Origin of the sequence: Spirulina sp. CCNP1310 (genome assembly GCF_034932185.1) — a bacterium.
Taxonomy (GTDB): Bacteria; Cyanobacteriota; Cyanobacteriia; order Cyanobacteriales; family Spirulinaceae; genus Spirulina.
This window is the reverse complement of sequence record NZ_JAYGHW010000022.1, coordinates 1-24,771: the sequence shown is the minus strand read 5'-3', so window position 1 is coordinate 24,771 and position 24,771 is coordinate 1. Positions and strand designations below refer to the sequence as shown.

Here is a 24,771-nt window from a genome sequence, read left to right as displayed (position 1 = left end):
TGTCCATCCAATAACGGATGGCTTTGTTTCGGATAAACTGGACTGTTCTCACCGCCTCGTCTATGGCGCTGAATTGCTGGGGCTTTCCGTAGGCTTTAAACTCTAGTACAATCATGGCTATATCCTACCACACAATATAAGCCGCCCTGCAAGGATGGCGACTCAAGTCGCCCTGTCGTCTTTCATCCCCGCGCTAAAGCGACGGGGATTTCAGACTCTCGCACTATTTTCGTAAAACGCACTATTTTCTTGCTGCCATTGATCAAAGGTTGTCAACGCACAACTAATCAAAACTCCATATTCCAAAGATCAATTACTGATCAATCCACCAATGCGATGCACTTCTTGGTAATAGCGAAAGTTAGAGCGTATTTACTTGTTTCAGTTTTGGTTCCAGGCTTGGACGGGGTATTGATGGCGACAGCTATAATACCAATTCGCCAAAAGAGCTAGGGGCTTAAACCCTTTATGTATAGCTCTAATTTAGACAATTGGTAGAAACAACTCTCCCCATCGTCACGGTCTTGACCTTGCCTTCAATGGGGTGGGTCACATTGATCAATTAAACTCTGGTTGCAGAATAAACAAACGATACATTTGGCACTGGTCTCTTAATGTTGGATCAGTGGCTTTTCGTTGATTGAAACCCTTGTATAGCAGACCTTTCAGGAATCGTCCCACTTTAACAAGCCAGTGCCTAGAAGATCGCCCTATCACATCACTTTAAAGAATTTCATATAAATTCATCGATTATTATGAAACTTAATATTATTTTTTTGGGTAAACAGTAAAGTGGTGTTATCCTTACAGAACTAAGGCCATCAAGTAAGGGTCTTCACGGTTTAAGGTTATAAAAAAAAGCCAAGAGCGCAATTTTTCAAGGCTTTCAGCAACCAGACAACCCAATTAATGTATCGAATTATACAATTTCAGTCACAAACTCAAAAGAGCATTAAGTCATTCAAATCTTATGCCATCACAACAAGATTGGGTGAATTTCGCCCTACAACGCCCCAATTATTTTCCAGGACAGTATCTTCTAGATGAAGATTTTGAGTTGGCCCATCGCTATTTGAGCGATCGCCAGCGTTACGTTAACAGTCGTCTCCATCTGGCGGGGATTGTTGAAGGTCTGGAGGTGGAGGCGATCGCCGGCCAACCGGAGGTCGTCATCAAGTCCGGAACCGCCATCGACGGGGAGGGCAATTTAGTGATTTTGCCGGAGGATGTGACCCGCAAAATCAATGGTTTAGGCTGGCTCTGTTTGCGTTATCACCAAGAACCTAAAATTCTTCAACAACCAGAAATTCCCGATAGTTTCACCCGTTTTGAAGAAACCCCCCTCCTCACCTTAGAAGCGATTCAGACAGAAGATACTAAAACAATTACCTTAGCCAAGGTGACGCTTGTAGAGGGTCAAGTAGTCATTGATTCTACGGTGCGGCAATATTCCGGGGTGCGGCTGCCGGGTGCAGCGGAGGATATTACGTTGCGGAGTAATGGTCAGGATCTCCGTATTCAAGGCAACTTAACGATCGCCGGAGCATTGCAGTTAGGAGAAACCCTGATTGAGGGTATTTCCCAAAGCATTCCCGCCATCGATCGCCCGAATGTGATCCCCTCGGAAAAAGCGGTTAAAGATCACATCCGTGCTGCCCTCGCTGATAAAGGGGAAACACCCGCTGGCGAAAAACCGACGATTCGCCTTGATGAAAAAGATGGTAAACGGGTGGGCTGGAAGGTCGAAGGCTCAGGCGACGAAAATGATCCGACGGCGCTATTACGGTTAATTGCGTCAGAGGATGGGGAAGAAAAACTGTGCGTCACCGTTGAACGGGAAACAGGCACGGTTACAGTTCACGAAACGCTGCGAGTGCAACATTTTGAATTGATCAACCCGATGCGTCATCGAATGTATCCCAATGATGCGATCGTCTATCAAGATGTGTTTGACGCAGAAGCAGCCGGAGCGATTGAAAATTGGAAACTCACCAACAATTACGAACGACGGCACACCGCGAAGAATCCTTGGTTTCAGCGTGCGATGATCAAGTATGGATATGGGAAAGAGGATGAAGGCGGAGCATTAGTAACGCTGCCCTCTGGGTATGACACCGTTTGGGTTCGTAATGGTAACACGTTAACCGACTGGCATGTGATTAAAGCGGAATTTTCCGAAAGTGGAAAATTGTTCCGCAGTTTAGGCAGTTGGGCGGCGGGAAAACGGGGTTCTAACCACTATTGTCCGGATGGTTCATTGAGTGATGCTTCAACCTTTCTGCACCAATGGTTGCCAATTCCGGTTGGGACATCTGGTAAGGTTTCCCTTGTGCATAAAAGGGACACCAGTAAAGAGTTTTGGGTCTCTGGGGTGGGGTTTAGTAAAAATCCCTGGGCCCATGCGGCGCAATCTGCCCTTGGCTACCATTGGCAGGTGAATGGTGGAGATGCTGTCAATTGGGAGAGTGATGACAATGGAGGGGATGTGTTGGCGTTTATTGATGATCTGACTAATGCTGAATTACGGGTTCCGGTTGTGCCATCAGGACGGGATAAATTGCTCTATTTAATTGAGCATAATGCGGAGTGGAATGGCTGTACGCATACGGGGATTACGATTAATGTGGATGATAAGGATGTGCCTGTGGAGCGTTTTCTCGCCACCTATGACAATCCGTTTGCTCGCCATTGGAATAGTAAATCTCGTCAGCGTTATATTGCGGCGCGTATTCCTGCGGCACTGATTAATGATGCGTTGCAACAGCCGGAGCCGGGCGATCGCCTGACGCAATATATCAGTGTCAAAATTGATACCCGATTAAATACCCAATTGAGTGATAAAGGGGGCTGGAACGATTGGCAAGATCGCATTTATTTCCGAGAAATTGGGACGCATGATTTAGAACTTCCCTACTTCGTGTAATCCCCTTTTTACCTTGATGTTGAGACAGGTTTTTAACCCATGCGTGAGCAACTGCAAAAACGACTTCAAACCCTTAAAACCGAATATGCAGCCGGCCAAAAAGCCCTTGCCAACTTGGATGCTCAACAACTGAGTTTGCGGGAAACCTTACTCCGCATTGGGGGCGCGATCCAGGTGTTAGAAGAGGAGTTAACGGTAGCAGAGCAGCAGGGCGATCGCTCTCCCCAAAACCACAAAACCGCAGAATCGTCCGTTCTCACCCCTGAGGAATAACCCGATGTTGGATGATCTCGACAGCAGTTTAAAAACCTTCTTGCGCCAAGAACTCCCCGGCCTGCAAAATTCGGGCGAAACCCAGGTCGCCATCAGTTTTGAGCAACCCATCGAAGGCGCGATTCAGCAAAAACCCGCGATCAATCTCTTTCTGTATGATGTGCGGGAAAACCTGGAGCGACGCAACCGCGAATGGCAAATGCAACGACAGGAAAACGGCACAGCGATCAAAATCCAGCCCCCGGCTCGCATTGATTGTTCCTACCTGATTACGGTTTGGGTTAACCAAGACGACCCCCAACAAGAACACCATATTTTGAGTAAATTGATGCGTCTCCTGTTGCGCCATCCAGTGTTACCCAAAGCAATGCTTCAGGGCAGCCTTCAAGATCCCGTTCTTCCCGTCACATTGACGGCTTTGCGATCGGGTTATCTCCAGAGTCCGGGGGAATTCTGGCAAGTATTGGGCGGTCTGCCCAAAGTCTCGTTGCATTGCACCGCCACGATCGCAGTTCCCCTCACCGAAGACCCCGAAGAAGTCCCCCTCGTACTCGAACACCGCCCCCAACTTTTGCGCTTGTCGTGACGTTAACCCCCTGAGGATTGTGTCGATGAATTTAACCCTGACCGAATCCACCCAATTCACCCCCCATCACCGCCGTGTCATGTTGGCGGGCTGGGTGCAGGATGCCCTCACCCAGGAGCGGTTAGCGGGAGCGATGATCACGATCCGCCGAGCACCGGATGCCTTTATCCAAAAACTGTTAACCAAAGTGCGGATCTTGGGCTTGCCGAAGCGCTGGGGGCAGTGGCGATCGCCCCCCCTCGTCCCGTTTTCCACCGCTGGGCCCGCAGTGCTCCAAGACTTTCAAGCCCAGTTACTCAACCCCCAAACCACCAGCACCGTTATTTTACGCCACCTTGATCAAATTATTGCCAGATCAGACCTGAGTAATGCCCATAAATTCTTAGCACTACAATGCTTCTTAGATACCCTATCTATGGAGGATTGGTGCAATCAAAAAATGAACTATGGGCGCAGTCAATCTAGGCATGATGGTTCTTTTTACTTCACAAATTTACCCAGTGGTTTCTATCAACTGGAAGCCTCTTTGCCTCGGGCCGGTTTACGCTATGGTCAAAGCCGATTTGAAGCAGAATTAAAAGATGGATATTTCACCCGTGACCCGCCAACAAAATCCGTTTTTTCTGATATACTCAAGCTCAAGATTGAACTGCCACCCACCACAATTTTTGGTCGGGTGATAGATGCCAAAAATCAAGAGCCACTTGAGATGGCAACAGTACGATGTGTTGGGCATCAGGCTCAAACCCTAACATCTCGTAATTTAGATCATAATCAAGCACAAGAATGGAACTATCGACTTGTAGGAGTTGAGCCATTTTTACCCGCAGTAACGTTGATGATTTCCGCGTCAGGATATGCACCACAGCACCAGCGAGTTGTTTTGCAACCTGGAGAGTCAAAACAGTGTGATATTCAACTCGTTGCACAGATCTAAGCCTTAAGGTTGTCTACTTACTTAATGGTTATCCCTCACTATAAGGAATAAGGAGAATGCCTACTTATTTATCACCGGGTGTTTACGTCGAAGAAATTCGATCAGGACTCGCCCCCATCGCAGGCGTTGGCACGAGCACGGCTGGCTTCATTGGAATTATTTCCCTCGCTCAGAGTTCAGCCACAACAGTTAAACCCACCGCCGCAGCAGAGGAAGGAACGACAGACACCCCGACCCCTGTGGACAATCTGGCCAAAAAAGGGAATTTTGCCCCTGATAATGATCGTTACACCGTTGTCACAGTCGATCAAAAAACCACCGAGGATGCGGTAGTTACTACCCAATCTGTGACAGCAGGGGAAGTTAAGCTTTGTACAAACTTCGGCGAGTTTAAAAGCTTTTTCGGTGATTTCTCCAATCACCCAGGTCAAAACACGTTAGCCCATGCGGTTTATGGTTTTTTCCGCAATGGGGGAACCCGTTGCTTCGTCGTGTGGGTGACGGCAGAAAAAGATATTGATGTCGCCCTAGAAGCCTTTGAAGCCATTGATGAAATTGCAGTGGTGGCTGCACCAGGGGTGACGACAAAAGCAACCTTGGCAAAATTGGATATTCATTGCCGTTTACTGGGCGATCGCTTTGCCGTTCTCGACACCCCAGAAGAAATCGCCCTCGGCGAACTGGAGCCAGGCACAGACAAAATTCTCGGCAACTCCGACTACGCCGCCCTGTACTTCCCCTGGATTCAAGTCTTTGATCCCATCAGTAATGACTTAAAGTTCGTACCGCCGAGCGGCCATGTGGCTGGCATTTATGCCCGTGTGGACAATCTGCGGGGCGTTCATAAAGCACCAGCCAATGAACCCGTTTTAGGGGCGATGGGTTTGAAACAAGCGGTTAGCAAAATCAAACAAGAACCCCTCAACCAAGTGGGGATTAATTGCATCCGCAACCTCAACGGCAATATTCGCATCTGGGGCGCACGCACTTTAGGGGCAGGTAAAGACAATCCTGACTTTAAATACATCAATATTCGCCGCCAATTTAACTACCTGCGCGAGTCCATTGATGAAGGAACCCAATGGGTTGTGTTTGAACCCAATACCCCGGAACTTTGGGCGCGAATTCGGCGTAATATTACGGCATTTTTGACTAATGAATGGCGTAAAGGTGCTCTTTTTGGTACAACAGCGCAAGAAGCCTTTTACGTCAAATGTGATGCCGAAACCAACCCGATGGATGTGCGCAAACTGGGCCAAGTGATTACAGAAATTGGCGTTTCTGTGATTGAACCCGCTGAATTTGTGATCTTCCGCATCACCCAAATTGTGACGGAAAACCAACCGTAACGTTCAAAATCCCTTTAGCCCCCCTCTGAGTTGTGAGACCCTTTGATTCTGCTCCATTAACTGCCCCTGGCGTATCGCTCCGAGCCTTACGTCAAGTGGCTTGGGACAGCGTGAACACAGGTGTTCCTGTGTTTTTGGGTATCACTCTGGGGGAAGGGGAGGTGTCTAGCGTCCCTCAACTGCTCACCCTCTGGCCGGAGTTTCTGCGGCAGTTTAGGGGGGCGAGCCGTTTTTTGACCGAGGCGGTACAGGGCTTTTTTGCCAATGGTGGGGAGCGGTGCTATGTGCTACTGCTGCCGACGGCGGACCCATCAGAATCGACGCTGACGATCGCTAGTCTCCATCACGGCTTACAGATCATCGAACCCTTAGAGGAGATTGATCTCGTCTGTGTGCCTGACATCATGCAAACGCGATCGCTCACCGCCATCCTCAACCTGCAAGCCTTGGTGCTAGAGCATTGTGACCAACTGGGCGATCGCTTCGCCATTTTGGATAGCTGCAACACGGCGGATCTCGCCGTACTGAACCAGCAGCGTCAGCAATTGGTGGGTCATAACGGCGCGATCTATGCCCCCTGGGTGATTGTCGAGTCCAGCACCGACCCCATTCCTCCCTGTGGTCACATTGCTGGGGTCTACGCCCGCAACGACCGCGAAGTAGGCGTTCACCGCGCCCCAGCCAACTACATCCTTGAAGGCGTCCTTGACCTGAATCTGTCCCTCTGTGATCAAGACTGGGAAACCCTCAACGTCAAAGCCGGGCCCGGCGTGAACTGCATTCGGAGCTTTCGCAGCCGAGGGATTCGGGTATGGGGCGCACGCACCACCAGCACCGTCCCGGGTTGGCAATATGTGGGGGTGCGACGGCTGATCATCACCCTGTTGCGCTGGGCTGACCACAACTTAGCGGGGCTTGTGTTTGAACCGAACGATTCTGCCCTGTGGATTACCCTTGCCCGCGAACTCACGGTTTACTGTGAAACCCTGTGGCACCAAGGCGCACTCCAGGGAGCAGATCCAGAAGCCGCCTTTTACGTCAAATGTGACGCAGAAACCAACCCTCGTTCCAGTCGGAACTTGGGTCAAGTGGTGGCAGAAGTGGGCATTGCCCCCACAACACCAGCGGAGTTTATTGTAATTTCGCTCGTTCATAACAGCAACGGCGTAACGTTTGCCTAGTGTTTTTGTTCATCGTTTTAGTCAGTTTAAGGAGACCTAAAATCCATGCCTAATATTAAAGACACCCATGATCCCTATAACGGTTATAACTTTTGGGTGGAATGGGACGGCATTGTCCACGCGGGATTCCGGGAATGTAGTGGTTTAACCAGCACCCGCGAAGCCGGACTCTATCGAGAAGGCACTGATAAAAACCTCGCCCAACGCCAATTACCTGGCCTGAATAGTCATGGCAATATTACTCTCCAGCGCGGCATGACCGATAATAATGAACTCTGGGAATGGCTGGAGACAATGCTCGGAGGTGAGACTGAACGGCGAAATGTTTCGATCATTTTGGCCGACGATAAAGGGGAAGAATTAATTCGCTGGAACCTCGAAAATTGCTGGCCCACCAATTGGAATGGCCCTGAATTCAATGCAACCGCCAGTGATGTGGCGATCGAATCATTGGAATTGGTTCATGAAGGTGTGACGATTGGTTAACGGAGTAAGTCATGCATCAAACTGAATTTCCCTTTACACTCCCCCATGGTTATCTTGATGCGGAAGGAATTTTGCATCGTGAAGGAGTCATGCGGCTCTCGCGGGCGAGTGATGAAATTACGCCGTTACGCGATCCGAGGGTACAGCGAAATTCAGGCTATCTCGTGATTATTCTCCTCGCGAGGGTAATCACGAGATTAGGCACAATTGACCAACTCAATACCAAAATCATTGAGGAGTTGTTTTCCGGTGATTTAGCTTACCTCCAAGATTTTTATCAACGCATTAACCAAAATGGTCATACCCGGTTTCGGGTTGCTTGTCCTCACTGTAATGGTGAGTTTGAAGTGGAGACCGCTCCGGTGGGGGAGTAGCCTGCTACCCCCACAAGCGTTTACTGGAGGAGGTAGCTTACCTTTCCTATCACTTTCATTGGTCTTATGGCAACGTGATGGAAATGGAACATTGGGAACGGCAACAATGGGTTGAGCAAGTGGCTCAAATTAATCAAAAAATTAACCAAGATTCCGGGAAAAAACGATTTTGAAGCCAAGACTGATTCAAGTTTGCTGTGAATTAACGTATTAAATCAAAATAGCTATGGCTAAATCCCAAAAAAAAGGCGGCAATGATCAAGAAAAATCCCGCGATCCCTATATGCCCTTTAACTTTATCGTTGAGATTAAAGGGATAACGGTGGGGGGTTTTTCTGAGGTGCAGGGCTTGAGCAGTAAACTTGAGCTAGAAGAATATGTGGAGGGGGGAATGAATCATCGGGTTCACCGCTTTCCGAAATATGTGGATTCTCCGAATTTAGTCTTAGTTCGCGGTTTGGCTGAACGGGATGATTTATGGAAGTGGTATCAAGATGTAACCCGTGGCAAGGTGGAGCTTAAAAACGCCACGATTATTCTTAAAGATAGTCAACAGTCGGATGCGATCGCTTGGCGTATTTCTAAAGCTTATCCGGTGGCTTGGGAAGGGCCACAATTAAATGCAAGTACGGGTACAGAGGTCGCATTTGAGCGGATGGAATTGGTGCATCGCGGGATTTATGAACAAAAAGTTCAGAAGAATAAGTAATCTCATTGATTTTGGACAATTGTGATGAATCTTGACCCCAAACTGGTACAGCGACTGACACGACCCATCCACCAACCCGGTGTGACGAATCATCGGATGGCGGATCGGTTGATTGATCGCGCCGAGCGTTTGGTGAATCGGTTGCCCTTGCTGGATCAACAGTTGGCGCGGTGGTCAGCGATCGCCGATCTCGAAACCCAAGATATTCCCATTGTCTACGCGCAGTGGGGCGAGGGTGAGCCACCTGCCCCTACTGATGGTCTGCAAACCCAACCCCAGCGCATCCAAGGTGATCCGGCGATTGTGCCAACTCTGGCGACGTTGCCTGTGGCGATCGCTATGCCAACACAACCATCGAAACCGCCTGATTTATCTCGCGTTGAGCCGTCCCCAGCTTCGCAAATGGGAACCGAAACGGGGAACCCCAGGACAGCGATCACGCCCATTACTCCGGTAACAGCACCGATCATTCAGTCCCAAGGGGATGTTTCGACAGCAACAGATCCCTTGCCCTTGGAGGGTGTCACGCCACCTTTACCGCCAAACAGTACAGATAAATTGCCCACTGCTCAAAATCACGGGAAACTGTCACAATCTTTCCCTGCACCGGCTCAAGGATTAGTGCCTCCCGAATCGATAACGGCTCAAGTGTCACCCCAGGCGATCGCGGCTGAACCCCAACTGCCTTCGCCCCCCCGTGGCCCGATGCCCGTTGTTGAGTCTTTCACACCATTAGCATCATCTTCAGATTCTTCAGCCCCGATGGGTGGAGCGATCGCCCCCCTTGGCCCTGCCACAAACCAGACAACGGGCGTGATTCAAGCCAAGTTAGAAACTGGAGCCACCCCGGCCCAACCCCTGGAAATTGGAGCAGATCACAACGCGATCGCCCCTGTTCAGGCCGCTGCATCGCTGCAATCTGCCACTGCTTCACCCATTGATCAACCCTCTGTTATCAAAAACCCAGCGTTTGATCCTCAGGTGATGCAAGCGGCCCTGAGTTTGGATCAGCCAAACCTCAACCCCTTGCCTAGGGAGCTACCGCTGGCCGCGATGCCACCAGCGATTAATCAAAAGGAGTCAGGGCATTCTGAGTTAGAGGCTCACCGCGTTTTTGCGATCGCCCCAAGTCCGGCGCATCCTTCACCCCAAAATCCACCCACCCAAGCCCCAAATCCGGCACAGTCTGCCACATCTGAAATCCTGACAACTCCCCTCAGCCCTGATGCTGCGTCTCCCATCTCAGACTCCATGCCCCTGGTACAGCCATCCGCTCATTCAGAATCCGTTACTTCAGAATCCGTTACTTCAAAATCCGTTACTTCAAAATCCGTTACTTCAGAATCCGTTACTTCAAAATCTGCTCGTTCAAAATCTGCTCGTTCAAAATCTGCTACTTCAGAATCCGCTACTTCAAAATCCGCTACTTCAGAATCCGCTACTTCAAAATCCGCTACTCCAGAACCATCCGCCTCGATGGGTGGAACGATCGCCCCCCTTGGCCCGCCCACGAACCAGACAACGGGCGTGATTCAAGCCAAGTTAGAAACCGGAGCCAAGTTAGTCCAACCCCTGGAAATGAAGAGCGCAGCCCAACCCCTGAATGGTGGTGCAGACCAAAGCGCGAAAGCAGTCCACCCCCGGAACAGGCCAGACATCCAACCCCAAAGCGCTGCCTTATCCACAATTCAGACCCGCCCCTTCACGGAGGGGATCGTTCAAGCCAAGTTTGCAGCGGGTGCTGCTTTACCGATGGTTGCCCCGTCCGAGGGTTTAGCCCTCAGCCCCCATCCATCGGGATTCACTTCCCTCAATCTTGCTGCCTCGAACCCGATCGCCGCTCCCCTAACCACCGTACCAGCGGGAGTCACTGAGCCAATTTTGACCCCCTTCACCCCGCCCCGCTTCCCGGCGGTCGTCTCTGCTCCCCCCCTTGACCCCGCCCCACCGCCAAGCGTTGTGCTCCATGCTCGGAATTTTAGGGCAGAACAAGAGAACCCGTTAGCCCATCCACAACAGGCGATCGCCACTGTTATCCCTAGAGATGGGGGCGATCGCCAATTTGCCCCGCATGAGCCGCGTCTGTTCTCTTGGGTTAACAGGATTGAGGGGAATCACGCCGATGGAGCCAAGGGGTCAGGAGCGATCGCCATACCGAACCGGGTTGCAATCTCGCCTCAACCCTTAGCAACCCCTTCAGAACAGGGACAGGATTTTACTTTCGTCCTGCCGAATGGGCCTGAAACCGCAAAGATGCCCCAAACAGCGGCGATGGTGCAAACTCTAGAACCGATAACGCCCAGGGTGCAAACATCAAGGGATGCTCAACATCCTGGATCAAGGGTGCAAGCAGTGGAAATGTCTCAACCCATCTCCCCCCTGACCCCGGCAAAGCTAGTCGGAAACACCAGCCCAGAATTAGTGGTGGCGACCCCCCCAACGGCAAACCTCACGGCAGCGTCAGCCACACCCGGATTACCGAGGGCGATCGCTCAACCTCTCCCACCGTCAAGGAATCCAGCCCACAAGGAGCAACCGGCTTTAGCGGTATTCTCCCGCCCGGTGGAAGTCTCCCCCAATGCCCCCACAGCCCTAGGTGTAACAGCCCCGGCTCAACCATCAGGAGCAGCGTCTCCACCGCCAGCACAATCTCCATTGAAGAAAGAGGAAAGAGAAAAGAGAAGTGAGGCAAGATCCTCCTCACTTCTCACTCCTCACTCCTCACTTCTCAAAACAGCGGTGTCACCCATACAACCCTCAGCAACCCGATCCCAGAGGCTTACGCCAACGCCCCAACCCCAAATCATAGGCAACCCCCAAGGCAACCCAACAGTTAGGGCGACCCCACCGATATACCTCCAGCAGGCTTACGCCAACACCCCCTTACCCACCGTCCAAGCAAAAACAGAGTTTAACCCGCCAAACCTGGAGCCGCTGGTGTTGTCCGGGCCGATGGTGCGATCGCGCCGTACCGCCTCCAGTCAGGAGACCCATCGCACCTCACAGACCCGTAACCAAACCCCCAGCAGTCCCGTTGTCATCAGTCCGGCCTTGCCCAATCCCCCCCCATCCCCCAATCAGCCCCACCGTTCGGCCACCGGGCCACGGGCAAAATCCACCACAACCCCAGGGGGGACGCAAACAACCCCGGCAGCAGTCAACATCGATGATCTTGTGGCCAAAGTGGAGCGGAAAGTGTTGAAACGATTAGTGGTAGAACGTGAACGACGAGGAGGGCAACGGCAATGGCGTTAGAAAAACTCAAAATCAAAGCCGAAAAAGACAACGAAGGCGACTTTGCCGAAGAAATTGAGGTGCTTTTCAACCCCAACCAGGTCACGATTAACAAAACCGGGTGGTCTATCAATCAAGACGGTTATCCCAATGCCTCCGAAGAGTTAGCAACCCTCAGCATCACCTTGTTTTTTGACACCACCCTGAGCGGCGATCCACCGGAAAACGTCCAAAAACATACCAAAAAAATCTTTAACCTCACCCATCCGAAGATCGGGAAAAGTGAAAAGCGGCCGCCCCGCTGCAAACTGCTGTGGGGCAAAATAGGCGGCAAAAGTAATATTCTGCTCCCCGATGGGTTTCTTGAAAGCATCACCAAAACCCTGACCCATTTTTGGGAAGACGGCACACCCGTACGCGCTACCCTTGACTGCACCTTCCGGGAATGGGCCGATCCCGAAAAACGCAAAAAGGCGGAAAACCTGATTGACGACCCGGTGCGCATTGTCAAGCGGGGCGAAACCCTGAGCAGCATTGCCCAGGAAGAATTCGGTGATCCCGCGTTGTGGCGAATCATTGCCGATGAAAATCGGCTCTACAATCCGCGCCAAATCACCCCCGGATTGGTGCTCACCATTCCACCCTTACCGATTTTGAGTTGAAAAATGGCAGATTATTCCGGCGTTGAAACGCTCATACCCAATATCAAAGTCAGCATTGGCGGGAAGAAGCTCCCGAAGGGTGCAGATGAGGATCTGATCGCCGTACAGGTGTTTGAAGACATTGAAGCACCGAGTATGTTCACGTTAGAGTTTATGACCTGGGATTTACAGAAAGGCAAGTTTACTTGGGTTGATGATAGTTCCTTTGATGTGGGGGAGGAAGTGGAAATTCAAATGGGTTATGCCAACAAACTCAAGACCGTGATTTTTGGTGAAATTACGGGTTTAGAGCCGGAATTTCGGCAGGGTGAACAACCACGTTTCATTGTGCGAGGCCATGATTTACGCCATCGTTTATTACGAGGGTCGAATAGTAAATCCTTTACCAAAATGAAGGATAGTGACATTTTTAGTAAAATTGCCCGGGCCCGTGGCCTCACACCGAACACGAAAGATAGTGAAGTCAAGCATGACTATGTGATTCAGCATAATCAAACGGATTGGGAGTTTCTCAGTGGTCGGGCTGAACGGATGGGCTATGAAATTACAATTGAGAAAAAAAATATTTATTTTCAACCGCCTCAAAATGATCAGCAGAAAGTGTTGACATTGAAATTTAAGGAGAATTTAAGCGAGTTTATGCCCCGTTTAAGTAGTATGAATCAAGTCCAAAAGGTGGAGGTGCGCGGTTGGTTGCCCGATGATAAAAAAGAGGTGCTCGGCAAGGCAGCGGCGGGGAAAGAGGGGAGCAAAATGGGGGGCAAAACCACGGGGCCTAAAGCGGTTAAAACCTTCGGAGATTCAACGACGACCATTGTTACTCAGCCCGTGGTGACGAAGGCAGAGGCGGATCAAATTGCCTTGGGTCAGTTTAAAGATATGGCGATCGCCTACATCACCGCCGAAGGCACTTGCCCCGGTCTGCCAACGCTTCGGGTTGCTAAAGTGATCGAGGTCAAAGGCGTGGGCAAACGTTTTAGTGGTGACTATTACGTCACCTCGACGGAACACCATTATTCCCAAAAATTCGGTTATACCACTTTATTCACGGCTCGGAGAACTGCTTTATGATCGGATTTGATTTACTAATGCCCAATGATCCTGCCGCCCGTTTTTATGGTGTAACGATCGCGGTGGTGACGAATGTTGAAGATGACGATAACCTAGGACGGGTTAAGGTAAAATTTCCCTGGCTTACGGATGATGATGAAAGTCCGTGGGCGCGGGTGGTGACTCCGATGGCGGGGGACGATCGCGGTTTCTATTTTCTGCCGGAAGTGGATGATGAGGTGCTTGTGGCCTTTGAACATGGTGATATGGCTTTCCCCTACATTTTAGGCAGTTTGTGGAATGGCAAAGATAAACCCCCGGAAAAAAATGATGATGGGGAAAATAACAAACGCCTGATCAAGTCCCGCAGTGGTCACATGATTATCTTCGATGATACGGAGGATAAAGAACAACTGATCATTCAAGATAAAAGCGGCAAGAATAAAATCACGATTGATTGTGAAAATGACGCGATGACGATTGAGGTGGAAAAAGATTTCACCATTGAAGCGAAAGGCAAAGTAACGATTAAAAGTAAAGATGATGATATGTTGCTCGAATGTAAAAACCTGGAGATTAAAACCCAAAGTGATTGCAAAATTAATGCCGGTGCGAACTGCAATATTCAGGCCAAAACGAAGGGGGAATTTAAGGCTCAATCTGGCTTAGAACTGAACTGTTCAGCAGGGGTTAAGGTTAATAATGGTGCGTTGGAGGTGATGTAGTGGATATTGATTTTCTGGGTGTAGGTTGGACGCTGCCGGTTCAATTGCAAGGGGAACACCAGATCGCCACCGCCAAATATGAGCAAGCCGTCCGCCAGTCCATTTGGGCGATTCTCAGTACAGCGAGGGGGGAACGGGTGATGCGACCGGATTTTGGCTGTCGCATCCATGATCAGGTGTTTGCGCCGAATACGGCGGGGACGGTGGGGCAAATTATCAGCGATGTGGAATCAGCCCTTTTGGATTGGGAACCCCGGATTGATGTCCTGGACATTGAGCCAGTGGAAGCACCGGGACAACCCAACCTGTTACAGATCTCGATTAACTATCGGGTACGGACGACGAACAACGCCTTTAACCTTGTCTATCCCTTCTACTTACAGTAAACAATGTCTTCCCAACCGCCTAAACTTGACCAACGTAGCTATGCAGAACTTGTCCAGCAGACCCAGGCCCTAGCGGAGTCCTATACGCCTTGGCGTGCCGCTCCCAATTCTGGGGATGTGGGTTTGGCCTTGGTGCGGATTTTTGGGCGGATGGCGAGTCTGGTACAGGAGCGTTTGAATCAAGTTCCGGAGCGAAATCGGCTGGCGTTTATGAATTTGGTGGGGACGCAACTGACTCCACCCCAAGCAGCGCGATCGCCCCTCACCTTTGAACTAGCAGCAGGGAGTCCAGTGGATGCCCTCGTCCCCGCGTTGACCCAGATCGCAGCGCCGCCGCCGGAGGGGGAAGAGGCGGAGGTAATTTTTGAAACCGAGCGGGAATTGTTGGTGACGGCAACGCAAGTGAAGGCGATGTTTGTGATCGAAGATCGGGACTATTACAGCGATCGGTGCGCCAACGTTTTCCCTGACGCAGTGCCGCCCGCCTTTGAAGTGCTGAAGGGCGATCGCCCCGTTGAACATTACCTATATCTCCACGGGGCAGAGGTGTTTGACCTGCCCAAACTCACCACCGTCCAGTTCGCGATCGCCACCGATTCCCCCGCCAGTGCGACTCAACTGGCATCCCGTTTTCTAGATTGGCAGGCTTGGGACGGGAAACAGTGGCAAGTTCTGCCTGCGGTTGCGGTGGAAACCGAAGCGGCTCAGGTCTTGATCACCCTGACCCAACTTCCCAAGCTCAAAGAGGTTGAGGTGAATGGCCGCCCCGGAAAATGGCTGCGAATCACGCTCTATCGCCATCGGCGGGAAGCGTTGCCTGAAATTTTGCAAATTTTGGTGAGTGCTAGCGTTGACCAGACCCAAACGCCCCAAGACTGTCTGTTTAACAACATCACCCTCGATCTGAGCAAAGATTTTTACCCCTTGGGTACAGCGCCGGACTATAACGATACGTTTCAAGTTGCCCTTGATCCGCGTTTGATTCAGCCGGGGGTGGCGATCGCCCTCAACGCCACCCTCAGCCATGCCCCCAGCTATACCGAGGATCTTCACCTGGTGTGGGATGTGGGGGATGGCCAAACTTGGACGGCAATCTCGCCTGATCCCGACCCCGCCCAATTCCATTGGCTGCGGAACTCGGAACCCCCGCAATTTGTGACAGGGCGAACCCAAGGAACCTTCCGCTTTCCTGACCCCCTCCCGCCCCATGATCCCCATACCGCAGAGCCGACCTATTGGCTACGGGCGCGGTTGGTGCAAGGCCGCTACGGTAGCCGGGGCCGGGTGCGCCATTACGTCACCTACAACGAGATGACCATGCTGGCAGTGGCCAGCGCCGTCGGGCAAACGGCAATCGTCGTGGATAGTGCCGACGAAATCCAAGTGGGGGATACAATTCGGCTTCAGGATAGTCGTGATCTGCTCATCCGGGAAGATTTGGGGGTGATGGCGATCGCCCCTAATGAGAACCGGGTGATACTCAACCGGGCCACGCGCCAGGCCTATAGCATCGGCAGCCGGGTCTTGGGTAAGTTCACCATTGCTGAATCAAGCCCGGATGTGGTTGATCCGCCCTGTTTGGCCGCCCTGACCGTCACCTATCAGTTTTTTCTAGAGCAGCCCGCCGTGGCCCTGGCCTATAACGACTTTACCTATGGAGCAGGGAGTCCCCTCGAAGCCTTTCTCCATCGGCCAGCGCGGGCGGGCGATCGCCGTGTTCAACTTGAAGAGGTGAAAGGGTTGTCCCTTGGGGAATTCCTCCGGTTTGCCGATGGGTCGGGGGAACTGGGGCAAATTGAACTGATTGATCCCGCCTCCCGTTGGGTCGTATTCACCGCACCATTGACAGCAGATCACAAATCCGGGGTCAAACTGACCAGGGCCTTTTATCCCCTCACGCCACCCCTGCACCGGGATTCCGCCTTTTACCTCGGCTTTAACCAAGCCTTTCCCAACCGTCCCAGTACCCTCTATCTCCAAGTCCAGTCTCCCGAACCGGACGAAGTGGCTCCCGGCACTCATCGCAGCATTGGGGATGGTCGTCGGTTGGTGTGGGAATATCCCACGCCGGAGGGATGGCGATCGCTGACGGTGCGCGATGAAACCGCCGCCATCACCGAGAAGGGCCTCGTTCAGTTCATTGGCCCCACGGATTGGATCGCCTCCCCCCACTTTGGGCAGCAGCACTATTGGCTCCGGGTACGACAGCAGCCCAACACCGATGCCGATATTCCCTTAGTTTTGCTTGACCTTTGGCATTGGGCGATTCGGGTTGAAGAATTTCGGCTCTATGGTTTAATGCGCTATCTGTTTGGGAAAGTTCGTGATTCTGCCGATCTCACCGTTCCCCCGCGCTTGGTCAACGCCCGCACTAATACAACTTGGGCGCGACAGGCGATTACCCTCAATGCCGAGATTTTGGGGTCGAGTCAATTTGAACCGGGCCAGGTCGTCACCACAAGCCAAGCGCCGATCCTAGCGGGACAAACGCTAGACATTGAGGAAGGCCGTTTCCCCTCGGAGGCAGAACAGCAGCAACTGCGGCAGCAGTGGGGAACGGAGGCCATTACCCCCGTCTACGATGAAATGGGAGAACTCGAAGCGGTGTGGGTGCGCTGGCAGGAAGTGCCGGATTTCTATAGCTCGGCGGCGGGCGATCGCCATTACACCCTCGATGTTGCTACGCAAGGGCAAGCCCAACGCCAGCGGGGACGGATTCAATTTGGCAATGGCCAGGCGGGGATGATTCCGCCACGGGGTCGCAATAATATCCGCTTGAGCTATCGCACCGGGGGCGGCGATCGCGGCAACCAACCGGCCCAGACCATTGTCGAACTCAAAACCACGATCCCCTACATAGCAGGGGTGATCAACTGGGAAGCCGCCGAAGGGGGCAATGATCAAGAATCCCTCGCCCGTTTGAAAGTGCGATCGCCCCAACGGCTACGCCACCGCGATCGCGCCGTCACCGCCCAAGACTTTGCCGATCTCGCCTACGATGCCGCCGTCGAAGTGGCAAGGGTGCAGGTGATCACCCCGGAAATGCTCGTCCCCGACTTTAACCCCCTCTTAGAAGAACTGTGGGTCGAACCCGATCGCCCCCAGGGGCCCGCTTCCTCATCAGTACCGGGTAATGAAATTGATGTTTTTGACCACGAAAACGAGATCCGAGCCGGGCGGGTGCGACTGATCATCGTCCCCCAAAGCAATGCCCCACAACCCCTACCCACCCTCGCCCTCCTCAACCAAGTGGAGCAATTTCTCCGAGCGCGGTTTGTGGCCACGATGCGCCTACAGGTCTGTGGGCCGAAATGGCAGGCGATCGGGGTCACGGTGGACATTGTTCCCGTCAGCATCACCAATGCAGGCACAGTCAAAGCCGCAGTGGAGGCAAAACTCCAAGAGTTTTTGCATCCCCTCACCGGGGGACGGCAGGGCCAGGGCTGGGATTTTGGACGCATTCCCCATCGCTCGGATCTGTTTGCCGCCCTCGAAGCCGTGCCGGGGGTGAGCTATGTCAGCAGCCTGGAGATCGACCCAGCCAACCGACTGATCGATCGCCAAACCCTGATTTACTCCGGGACGCACCGCATTACCCTCAAACTTCCTGAAGCCACCCCCTAAACCATGCCCATTCCTTTACCCGACCTCGACGATCGCTCCTACGCCGATTTGGTGGTGGATGCGATCGCCCAAATTCCCATCGAAGCCCCCGAATGGACAGACCATAACCCCGCCGACACCGGGATCATCCTCATTGAACTCCTGGCTTGGCTGACGGAAATGGTGCTCTACCGAGTTAATCAAGTGCCGGAACAAAACCAAGCCCAATTTTTAAGCCTCCTCAAAGGTCAGCCTTGGGTATTGCCCCCCGACCTCAACCCCGCCCAGCAATTCACCCTCGTTCAAACTGAAATTCAAACCACCCTCGCTGACCTGCGACGACCCTATCGCGCCGTCACCAATCCCGATTTTGAGCAACTCATCCTCTCAGATTGGGCGAAAACCCAATATGCCCAGCGCGAATTTGGGGCCGCAGGCATCATCGCACGGGTCAACTGTCTACCCGAACGCGACCTAGAAAACGCCGATATTAATCAACCCATTGAAGCCCATATCAGCCTCGTCGTCCTGCCCCGCCATCCCTCGACCGATGCAGCGGCGGGGATGCGTCTGCGTCAGGATCTCAAACGCTTCCTAGACCAACGCCGTTTGATTACCACTCGGCTCCATGTGGTAGAACCCAGTTTCGTCACCATGACCCTAGCCGCCACCCTCTACCTCCAGGACAGTGCCAAACCCCCCGATGTCCGCCGCGAGGCCGAGCGTCAGATTCACGCTTTTTTTGCCCCCTTGGATTCTGAGGAATTTTGGCAAGGTCAAGGCTATCCCTTTGGTGCGGATATTTATCTGTCGGAGCTTTATCAACTCCTCGATGACCTGCCCGGTGTTGACCATGTAGAAGATATTGAACTGACGGGAGTAGACCCGATGCGGCAACAGTTTAACGATCAGGGTCAATTGGTGGGCCTGATGCTCCAAGCCCACGAACTGGTACAGATTCAGATCGCCGCCTTACCCACCCTGCAACGTTTTGGAGACCAATGGCAACCCAACACCCCCTAAGCCGCTATCTTGATTATCTTCCCGCCTATCTCCAAACTGATCCGTTTTTGGGGCGATTCTTACTCGCCTTTGAGCAGGTGCTCACGGGTGTGCCTGACCATGAACCCCAACCCTTTCAGCCCCAAATCATCACCCATGAGTCGGGGGCGAATTATGGCTTAGAAACGATCATCGGGCAAATCCACACCTATCTTGACCCCCAACAGACCCCGGCGGAATTTTTGCCCTGGCTGGCGGGTTGGATTGCTTTGAGTCTCCGGGAGGATTGGGATGAGGCGGTGAAGCGGCAATTTATTAGCCAGATGGTGCCGTTGTATCGCATTCGCGGTACGGTGCGGGGGCTGAAAAAAATGCTTTCGATTTATCTGGAGCATTCGGGGTTGAGCTATCCCAATCGCACCATTTCCGTCATGGAATTTGACAATCGCCCCCATTATTTTCAGGTGCAGTTAGTCTTGCCCAGCAATCAGGTTTTACAGCCCGATCGCTACTGGCGGGAATGCCGCGCTGCCCAGGCGATTATTAACCAGGAGAAGCCCGCCCATACTTTTTATGCCCTGCGGATTCTCACCCTGACGATGCACATCAGCAAAACCTGGGGGGGCTGCTATCCGTTTACGATGTTTGACCAACCGCCGCAGCAGGTTGTGTCGGTGGAGGCCCGCGTTACCCTGGATGAATCCTTTGATCCTCGGTTGGCGGAGCAAATCTTGATCCGAATTCAGGGCAAAACGGCAGTTCTAGAGCCGCAGGGGAGCCAATTGGGGCCGGTGGTGTGCCAGACGGTGTTTTATGAAAAACTTTTGGCAAATCCGACGGGGTTTTTTGTGGCGTTGGCGAATTTGAGTCATGAAACCCTCTCCGGAACCCTCAGCGTCACGCTGCACTTTAACCTCAACCAGCAGCCATTTACGGCCCCTCTGTTCGATGCACCCTTTACCCTCCAGCCCAACCTCCGGATTTATCGCCCCCTCAACCGCCTCACCGCGATGCCCGGCAATACCCGCCTCAACGCTGAAGGCAGTCAAGGCTTCCGGCTCCAGTCTGCGCCCCCCCTCGAACTGCATCGCGCTCAAATCAGCCCCATCGACGGCAATACCCGCCTTGGCCCTGCGATTGGTAACACGATGCGCCTGGTTCACGATGCCCGCCTCCGCATCTACCAGCCCCGCCCCCGACCCGACCAAATGCAGGGCAATACCCGCCTTGGTTTTGAGGTGGGCCAGGGCTTCCGACTCCCTAGGAATGCCGACGCACAGCCGCTTCAGGTCTGTATTCCCAACAGTGAATACAAGATCGGCAACACGCGCCTCGGCCCTGCGATCGGTCATACGATGCGCCTGGTGACGACCTCCCAATGGGAAGAAACACTCTATAACTTCCACCTGTTTAATGTCCCTGCCAAGCGGCGCATTGAAATCGAAGCATTAGTAGAAGTGGATGGGGCTGATCCGATCGCAACCCGCCAGATCAGCCATCTGCTCATTCTCCGAATGCAGTCCCAAACCTCGAAATTCCGACCCTTTACCCCAGAACTGGAATTTTTCTCCTGGGGGATGCGGGCGACCCACCATCTGCCTTACCAACGCTTTCTTGACAATTCCCGTGGCTTTTTCGTCGTCCTCGATAATCTCAACGATTGCGCAGTGACGGGACGGGTCACAATCAAGCTCAATTTTACCCTCAATACAAAGCCGCTATCCTTGGTGATTGTGGCTGAGGATTTTGCCTTGAATTCCCGCGATCATGCCCTCGAAATTTGCCAATCCCAGGGCGATGGTATGGTGACGGGGAATACCATTCTCGGACGTTTAACACCCTATATGTTAGCGGCGATGACCCCTCAAGAGGAGGTGTGGATTGAATAGTTTGATCTTAATCGTTTTAGGACTGGGTATAGCGGTTTTCATAAACTTGAGGTATAAAGATCCCCCTCAATCCCCCTTAAAGAGGGGAAAGTGGCGTTCTCATACTTTCGCAATCCGCTATAAATTGGAGGTTCAATGGCAGATTTTATTTTGACAACAGGGGATTTAGCAATGTTTAATCCGACGTTTGGATCGGCGATCGTGACGGTCATTCCAGGTAATTTAACGGGGACGGGGAAAGGTATGATTAATAAAAAAATGGTCTGTGTCGATGGAGATGAAAAAACCGTCATGGTTCCCGGTTGTCCCTACATAACCGCTTCCCACCCCATACCGGGTGTGGGGATGTTGAGCATTGCCTCGTTGGGGGCGGATCAAAAAGCGAAACGCACGAAGTCGAATCATAAGCCCGTGTTACTCAAGGGCAGCACATTCACGGCGAAATTTCAGGTGATGGTTCCTGCCCAGCAACCCACGCCCGCCGGGCCGATTCCTGATCCTGCTCCTCAATATTCTGGAACGGGGACATTTATGACTACCAATATGCGCGTTAAGGGGCTATAATAGGTGGACAATTTTGATGATCATTGGGTACAATTTGATGACACTGTACAGATCATTGGGCGTTATTTAAGGATTTCGTAGGATTAAAGTTTAGCGACACAGAGGTGTAGGGTCATTATGGTTTATTCACGAAAAAATAAAGCCAAGCAGACCACAGCAATGGTGAGCCAGTCGCCGATTGTCGCTGTTCAACGCTCTGCTGTGCCGCTAGATACGCCGGAGTTCACCCTCGGCAATCAGGCTCTGGGTCATCTTTTCAAAGCCCAGGAGCAGCCGAATGGGTCAGGTTTGCGATCGCGCCCCCTTGCTCCGGGTCGCCCCTTGTTTCAAGGGTTATCTCAGGAGTTACCGCTACAGGCGAAGTTGACCTTGACTCAAGCGGGCGATCGCCACGAACACGAAGCTGATCGCGTCGCGGCGCGAGTGGTACAGCGGCTCCAAACAACAACCGCGTCAGGCTCAGGAAGCCCGTCAGTGATGCCCAAGCTGCTTTCTGTCCCTAGTGGTCATCAAGGGGGGGCGATCGCACCGTCCCTCGAAACCGCCATTAAGCAGCAACAGGGTAAAGGAAACCCCATCGCTGAAGATATCCGTGAACCCCTTGAACAGGCTTTTGGTGTCGATTTTAGCCATGTCAAAATTCACACCGATGGAACATCTGAGCAACTCAACCGTTCGATTTCCGCCCTGGCATTTACCACTGGAAAAGATATCTTTTTTAAGCAGGGTGCGTATCAACCCAGAAGTCCTAAAGGCCAAGCCCTACTCGCCCACGAACTCACCCATGTGGTGCAGCAAAATCAACCCCTCAAAACGGTACAGCGCAAGGTAGACACGCCCCAAAAACCACAACCTGCCCAAACGGTAGAGATCATCGATTTATTGCCAGAACTTTCACGGGAAATTCAAGCATTTTCGCCCAATTGGTTAGACTCTGACCCCAGTGAAATTGAGCTATGTCCTTGGCTTAAAGTGGTCAAGCCAAGTATCAAAGTTCAACAGGATTCTAATCACCACAATTTAGATATTCAAGGAGGAATTGAACTCAACCTTGGCACTGCGATCGCTGTTCAGCCTAAAAGCACGTTAAAACTAAGCTATAAGAGTCAAACCAAACAGTGGGATTACAAAAGTGAAAATATCGGCATCAGTGCCACTATTACAGATATTCTCAAGTTCGATGCCCAAGATATTACATATGATCGCAATCAAAAATCATTCAACATTGCGAAAGCCGGCATAACAATTCCCAATCTCAACAACGCAGAAGCCTCCGTTACAAAAGCTAAGATCGATGCTCAAGGATTGACCTGGGAAAAAGTCAATCTAAATGTCAAAGATATTTCCTTAGGGAACTACGCAAAGATCAATGATGCTAGTGCTGAAATTGCTGGAGCAGCCGCACAGTACAAATCACAATTCAAAGGTGATTTTGCTGTAACCTTGGGTTCCTCTGACTTAGTTGCAGTTCAAGGTGATGGCCAGCTCACCATTGATTATGACAACGGTGTCTGGAGTTGTCCGCAAAATAATGTGACGTTGAAGGGGGCGATCGCCAACATCCTCAAGTTCAATGCCAGCAATGTTCAGTACGACCACAAAGCTCAAATCGTTACCATTCAGCAAGCAACGGTCAGGGTTCCGAAGGGCAAAAATTCAACCGAGGATTACTTCAAAGCCGATGTTACTGAAGCCAAGATTGACCAAACTGGCTTAAATTGGAACACCATCAAGTTAAACGCTAATGATATCCCCTTACTGGGTGAGTACGTCATCCTCGAAAAAGCAACAGGGGAAATCCAAGGCGCATCCAAGCAGTACAACTCCAACTTTGAAGGTGACTTCAACGTCAACTTCGGGTCTTCTGACTTAGTGCAAGTGAAAGGAAGTGGTCATCTTACCTTTGATTATAAAAACGGAAATGTGACTGTTGAACATAAAGATGTGGGTCTTGATGGCACAATCGCCAACATCCTCAAGTTCAATGCCAAGGACATTCAGTACGACCACAAAGCTCAAATTGTTACCATTCAGCAAGCAACGGTCAGGGTTCCGAAGGGCAAAAATTCAACCGAGGATTACTTCAAAGCCGATGTTACTCAAGCCAAAATTGACCAAACTGGCTTAGATTGGAACACCATCAAGTTAAACGCCAATGACATTCCCTTACTGGGTGAGTATGTCACGCTCAAACAAGCAAAAGGGGAAATCCAAGGCGCATCCAAGCAGTACAACTCCAACTTTGAAGGTGACTTCAACGTCAACTTTGGGTCTTCTGACTTAGTGCAAGTGAAAGGAACTGGTCATCTCACTTTCAATTACATTGATGGCAAAGTAACTGTTGAACATAAAGATGTGGGTCTTGATGGAACCATTGCCAACATCCTCAAGTTCAATGCCAAGGACATTCACTACGACCATAAAGCTCAAATTGTTACCATTCAGCAAGCAACGGTCAGGGTTCCGAAGGGCAAAAATTCAACCGAGGATTACTTCAAAGCTGATGTCACCCAAGCCAAAATTGACCAAACTGGCTTAGATTGGAACACCATCAAGTTAAACGCCAATGACATTCCCTTACTGGGTGAGTACGTCATCCTCGAAAAAGCAACAGGGGAAATTCAAGGCGCATCCAAGCAGTACAACTCCAACTTTGAAGGTGACTTCAACGTTAACTTCGGGTCTTCTGACTTAGTGCAAGTGAATGGGAGTGGTCATCTCACTTTCAATTACATTGATGGCAAAGTAACTGTTGAACATAAAGATGTGGGTCTTGATGGAACCATTGCCAACATCCTCAAGTTCAATGCCAAGGACATTCACTACGACCATAAAGCT

The 24,771-nt window shown here is 51.6% G+C and carries 19 protein-coding genes and 2 pseudogenes; 20 read left to right on the top strand and 1 reads right to left on the bottom strand.

The genetic code is table 11. The features are described 5' to 3' along the window. Nucleotides 1-115 (bottom strand): annotated as a pseudogene (locus tag VB712_RS20415) (RNA-guided endonuclease TnpB family protein); the annotation flags it as partial. 855 nt (nucleotides 116-970) lie between these two features. Between VB712_RS20415 and VB712_RS07160 the strand changes: the two are divergent. The 20 genes and pseudogenes from VB712_RS07160 to VB712_RS07065 all read left to right on the top strand — a co-directional run. Continuing rightward, entirely contained in the window at nucleotides 971-2,923 is a 1,953-nt protein-coding gene (locus tag VB712_RS07160) for a hypothetical protein (protein ID WP_323253583.1), read from the top strand. A gap of 39 nt (nucleotides 2,924-2,962) precedes the next feature. Next, nucleotides 2,963-3,196, top strand: coding sequence for a hypothetical protein (locus VB712_RS07155; protein ID WP_323253581.1), 234 nt, complete (start codon nucleotides 2,963-2,965; stop codon nucleotides 3,194-3,196). A 4-nt stretch (nucleotides 3,197-3,200) separates the two neighbouring features. Next, a complete protein-coding gene (locus tag VB712_RS07150) occupies nucleotides 3,201-3,782 on the top strand; it encodes a DUF4255 domain-containing protein (RefSeq protein ID WP_323253579.1) in 582 nt (193 codons plus the stop codon). A gap of 25 nt (nucleotides 3,783-3,807) precedes the next feature. Then, nucleotides 3,808-4,719 carry a hypothetical protein gene (locus VB712_RS07145; protein WP_323253577.1) on the top strand — a complete coding sequence of 304 codons (912 nt, stop codon included), beginning with the start codon at nucleotides 3,808-3,810 and terminating at the stop codon, nucleotides 4,717-4,719. Nucleotides 4,720-4,775: 56 nt separating this feature from the next. Further along, the gene (locus VB712_RS07140) at nucleotides 4,776-6,068 is read left to right on the top strand and encodes a phage tail sheath family protein (protein ID WP_323253575.1); all 1,293 of its coding nucleotides are present in this window, start codon (nucleotides 4,776-4,778) and stop codon (nucleotides 6,066-6,068) included. Nucleotides 6,069-6,196: 128 nt separating this feature from the next. After that, on the top strand, nucleotides 6,197-7,249 hold the full coding sequence (locus VB712_RS07135; RefSeq protein WP_323253585.1) for a phage tail sheath family protein: 1,053 nt from the start codon (nucleotides 6,197-6,199) through the stop codon (nucleotides 7,247-7,249). Nucleotides 7,250-7,294: 45 nt separating this feature from the next. After that, nucleotides 7,295-7,735 carry a phage tail protein gene (locus tag VB712_RS07130; RefSeq protein ID WP_323253573.1) on the top strand — a complete coding sequence of 147 codons (441 nt, stop codon included), beginning with the start codon at nucleotides 7,295-7,297 and terminating at the stop codon, nucleotides 7,733-7,735. 11 nt (nucleotides 7,736-7,746) lie between these two features. After that, nucleotides 7,747-8,109 carry a phage tail assembly protein gene (locus tag VB712_RS07125; protein WP_272117218.1) on the top strand — a complete coding sequence of 121 codons (363 nt, stop codon included), beginning with the start codon at nucleotides 7,747-7,749 and terminating at the stop codon, nucleotides 8,107-8,109. Nucleotides 8,110-8,126: 17 nt separating this feature from the next. Then, nucleotides 8,127-8,282 (top strand): annotated as a pseudogene (locus tag VB712_RS07120) (DUF6760 family protein); the annotation flags it as partial. Between the two features lie 53 nt (nucleotides 8,283-8,335). Then, entirely contained in the window at nucleotides 8,336-8,818 is a 483-nt protein-coding gene (locus VB712_RS07115) for a phage tail protein (protein WP_323253569.1), read from the top strand. Nucleotides 8,819-8,842: 24 nt separating this feature from the next. After that, nucleotides 8,843-12,073 carry a hypothetical protein gene (locus tag VB712_RS07110; RefSeq protein ID WP_323253567.1) on the top strand — a complete coding sequence of 1,077 codons (3,231 nt, stop codon included), beginning with the start codon at nucleotides 8,843-8,845 and terminating at the stop codon, nucleotides 12,071-12,073. Then, on the top strand, nucleotides 12,064-12,714 hold the full coding sequence (locus VB712_RS07105) for a LysM peptidoglycan-binding domain-containing protein (protein ID WP_323253565.1): 651 nt from the start codon (nucleotides 12,064-12,066) through the stop codon (nucleotides 12,712-12,714). The genes VB712_RS07110 and VB712_RS07105 overlap by 10 nt, the downstream gene beginning before the upstream one ends. 3 nt (nucleotides 12,715-12,717) lie before the next feature. Beyond that, entirely contained in the window at nucleotides 12,718-13,785 is a 1,068-nt protein-coding gene (locus VB712_RS07100; protein WP_323253563.1) for a phage late control D family protein, read from the top strand. Continuing rightward, nucleotides 13,782-14,489, top strand: a complete 708-nt coding sequence (locus tag VB712_RS07095) for a phage baseplate assembly protein V (RefSeq protein WP_323253561.1) — start codon at nucleotides 13,782-13,784, stop codon at nucleotides 14,487-14,489. Before VB712_RS07100 ends, VB712_RS07095 begins: the two co-directional genes overlap by 4 nt. Next, nucleotides 14,489-14,875 carry a GPW/gp25 family protein gene (locus VB712_RS07090; RefSeq protein ID WP_323253559.1) on the top strand — a complete coding sequence of 129 codons (387 nt, stop codon included), beginning with the start codon at nucleotides 14,489-14,491 and terminating at the stop codon, nucleotides 14,873-14,875. The genes VB712_RS07095 and VB712_RS07090 overlap by 1 nt, the downstream gene beginning before the upstream one ends. 3 nt (nucleotides 14,876-14,878) lie before the next feature. Next, a complete protein-coding gene (locus VB712_RS07085) occupies nucleotides 14,879-18,499 on the top strand; it encodes a putative baseplate assembly protein (protein WP_323253557.1) in 3,621 nt (1,206 codons plus the stop codon). Between the two features lie 3 nt (nucleotides 18,500-18,502). Next, nucleotides 18,503-19,501, top strand: coding sequence for a baseplate protein J (locus VB712_RS07080; protein ID WP_323253555.1), 999 nt, complete (start codon nucleotides 18,503-18,505; stop codon nucleotides 19,499-19,501). Next, the gene (locus tag VB712_RS07075) at nucleotides 19,480-21,369 is read left to right on the top strand and encodes a phage tail protein (RefSeq protein ID WP_323253554.1); all 1,890 of its coding nucleotides are present in this window, start codon (nucleotides 19,480-19,482) and stop codon (nucleotides 21,367-21,369) included. Before VB712_RS07080 ends, VB712_RS07075 begins: the two co-directional genes overlap by 22 nt. Before the next feature lie 135 nt (nucleotides 21,370-21,504). Beyond that, nucleotides 21,505-21,933 carry a hypothetical protein gene (locus tag VB712_RS07070; protein WP_323253552.1) on the top strand — a complete coding sequence of 143 codons (429 nt, stop codon included), beginning with the start codon at nucleotides 21,505-21,507 and terminating at the stop codon, nucleotides 21,931-21,933. Between the two features lie 117 nt (nucleotides 21,934-22,050). Further along, nucleotides 22,051-24,771: DUF4157 domain-containing protein (locus tag VB712_RS07065; RefSeq protein ID WP_323253550.1), on the top strand; the 2,721-nt coding region annotated here is incomplete at its 3' end.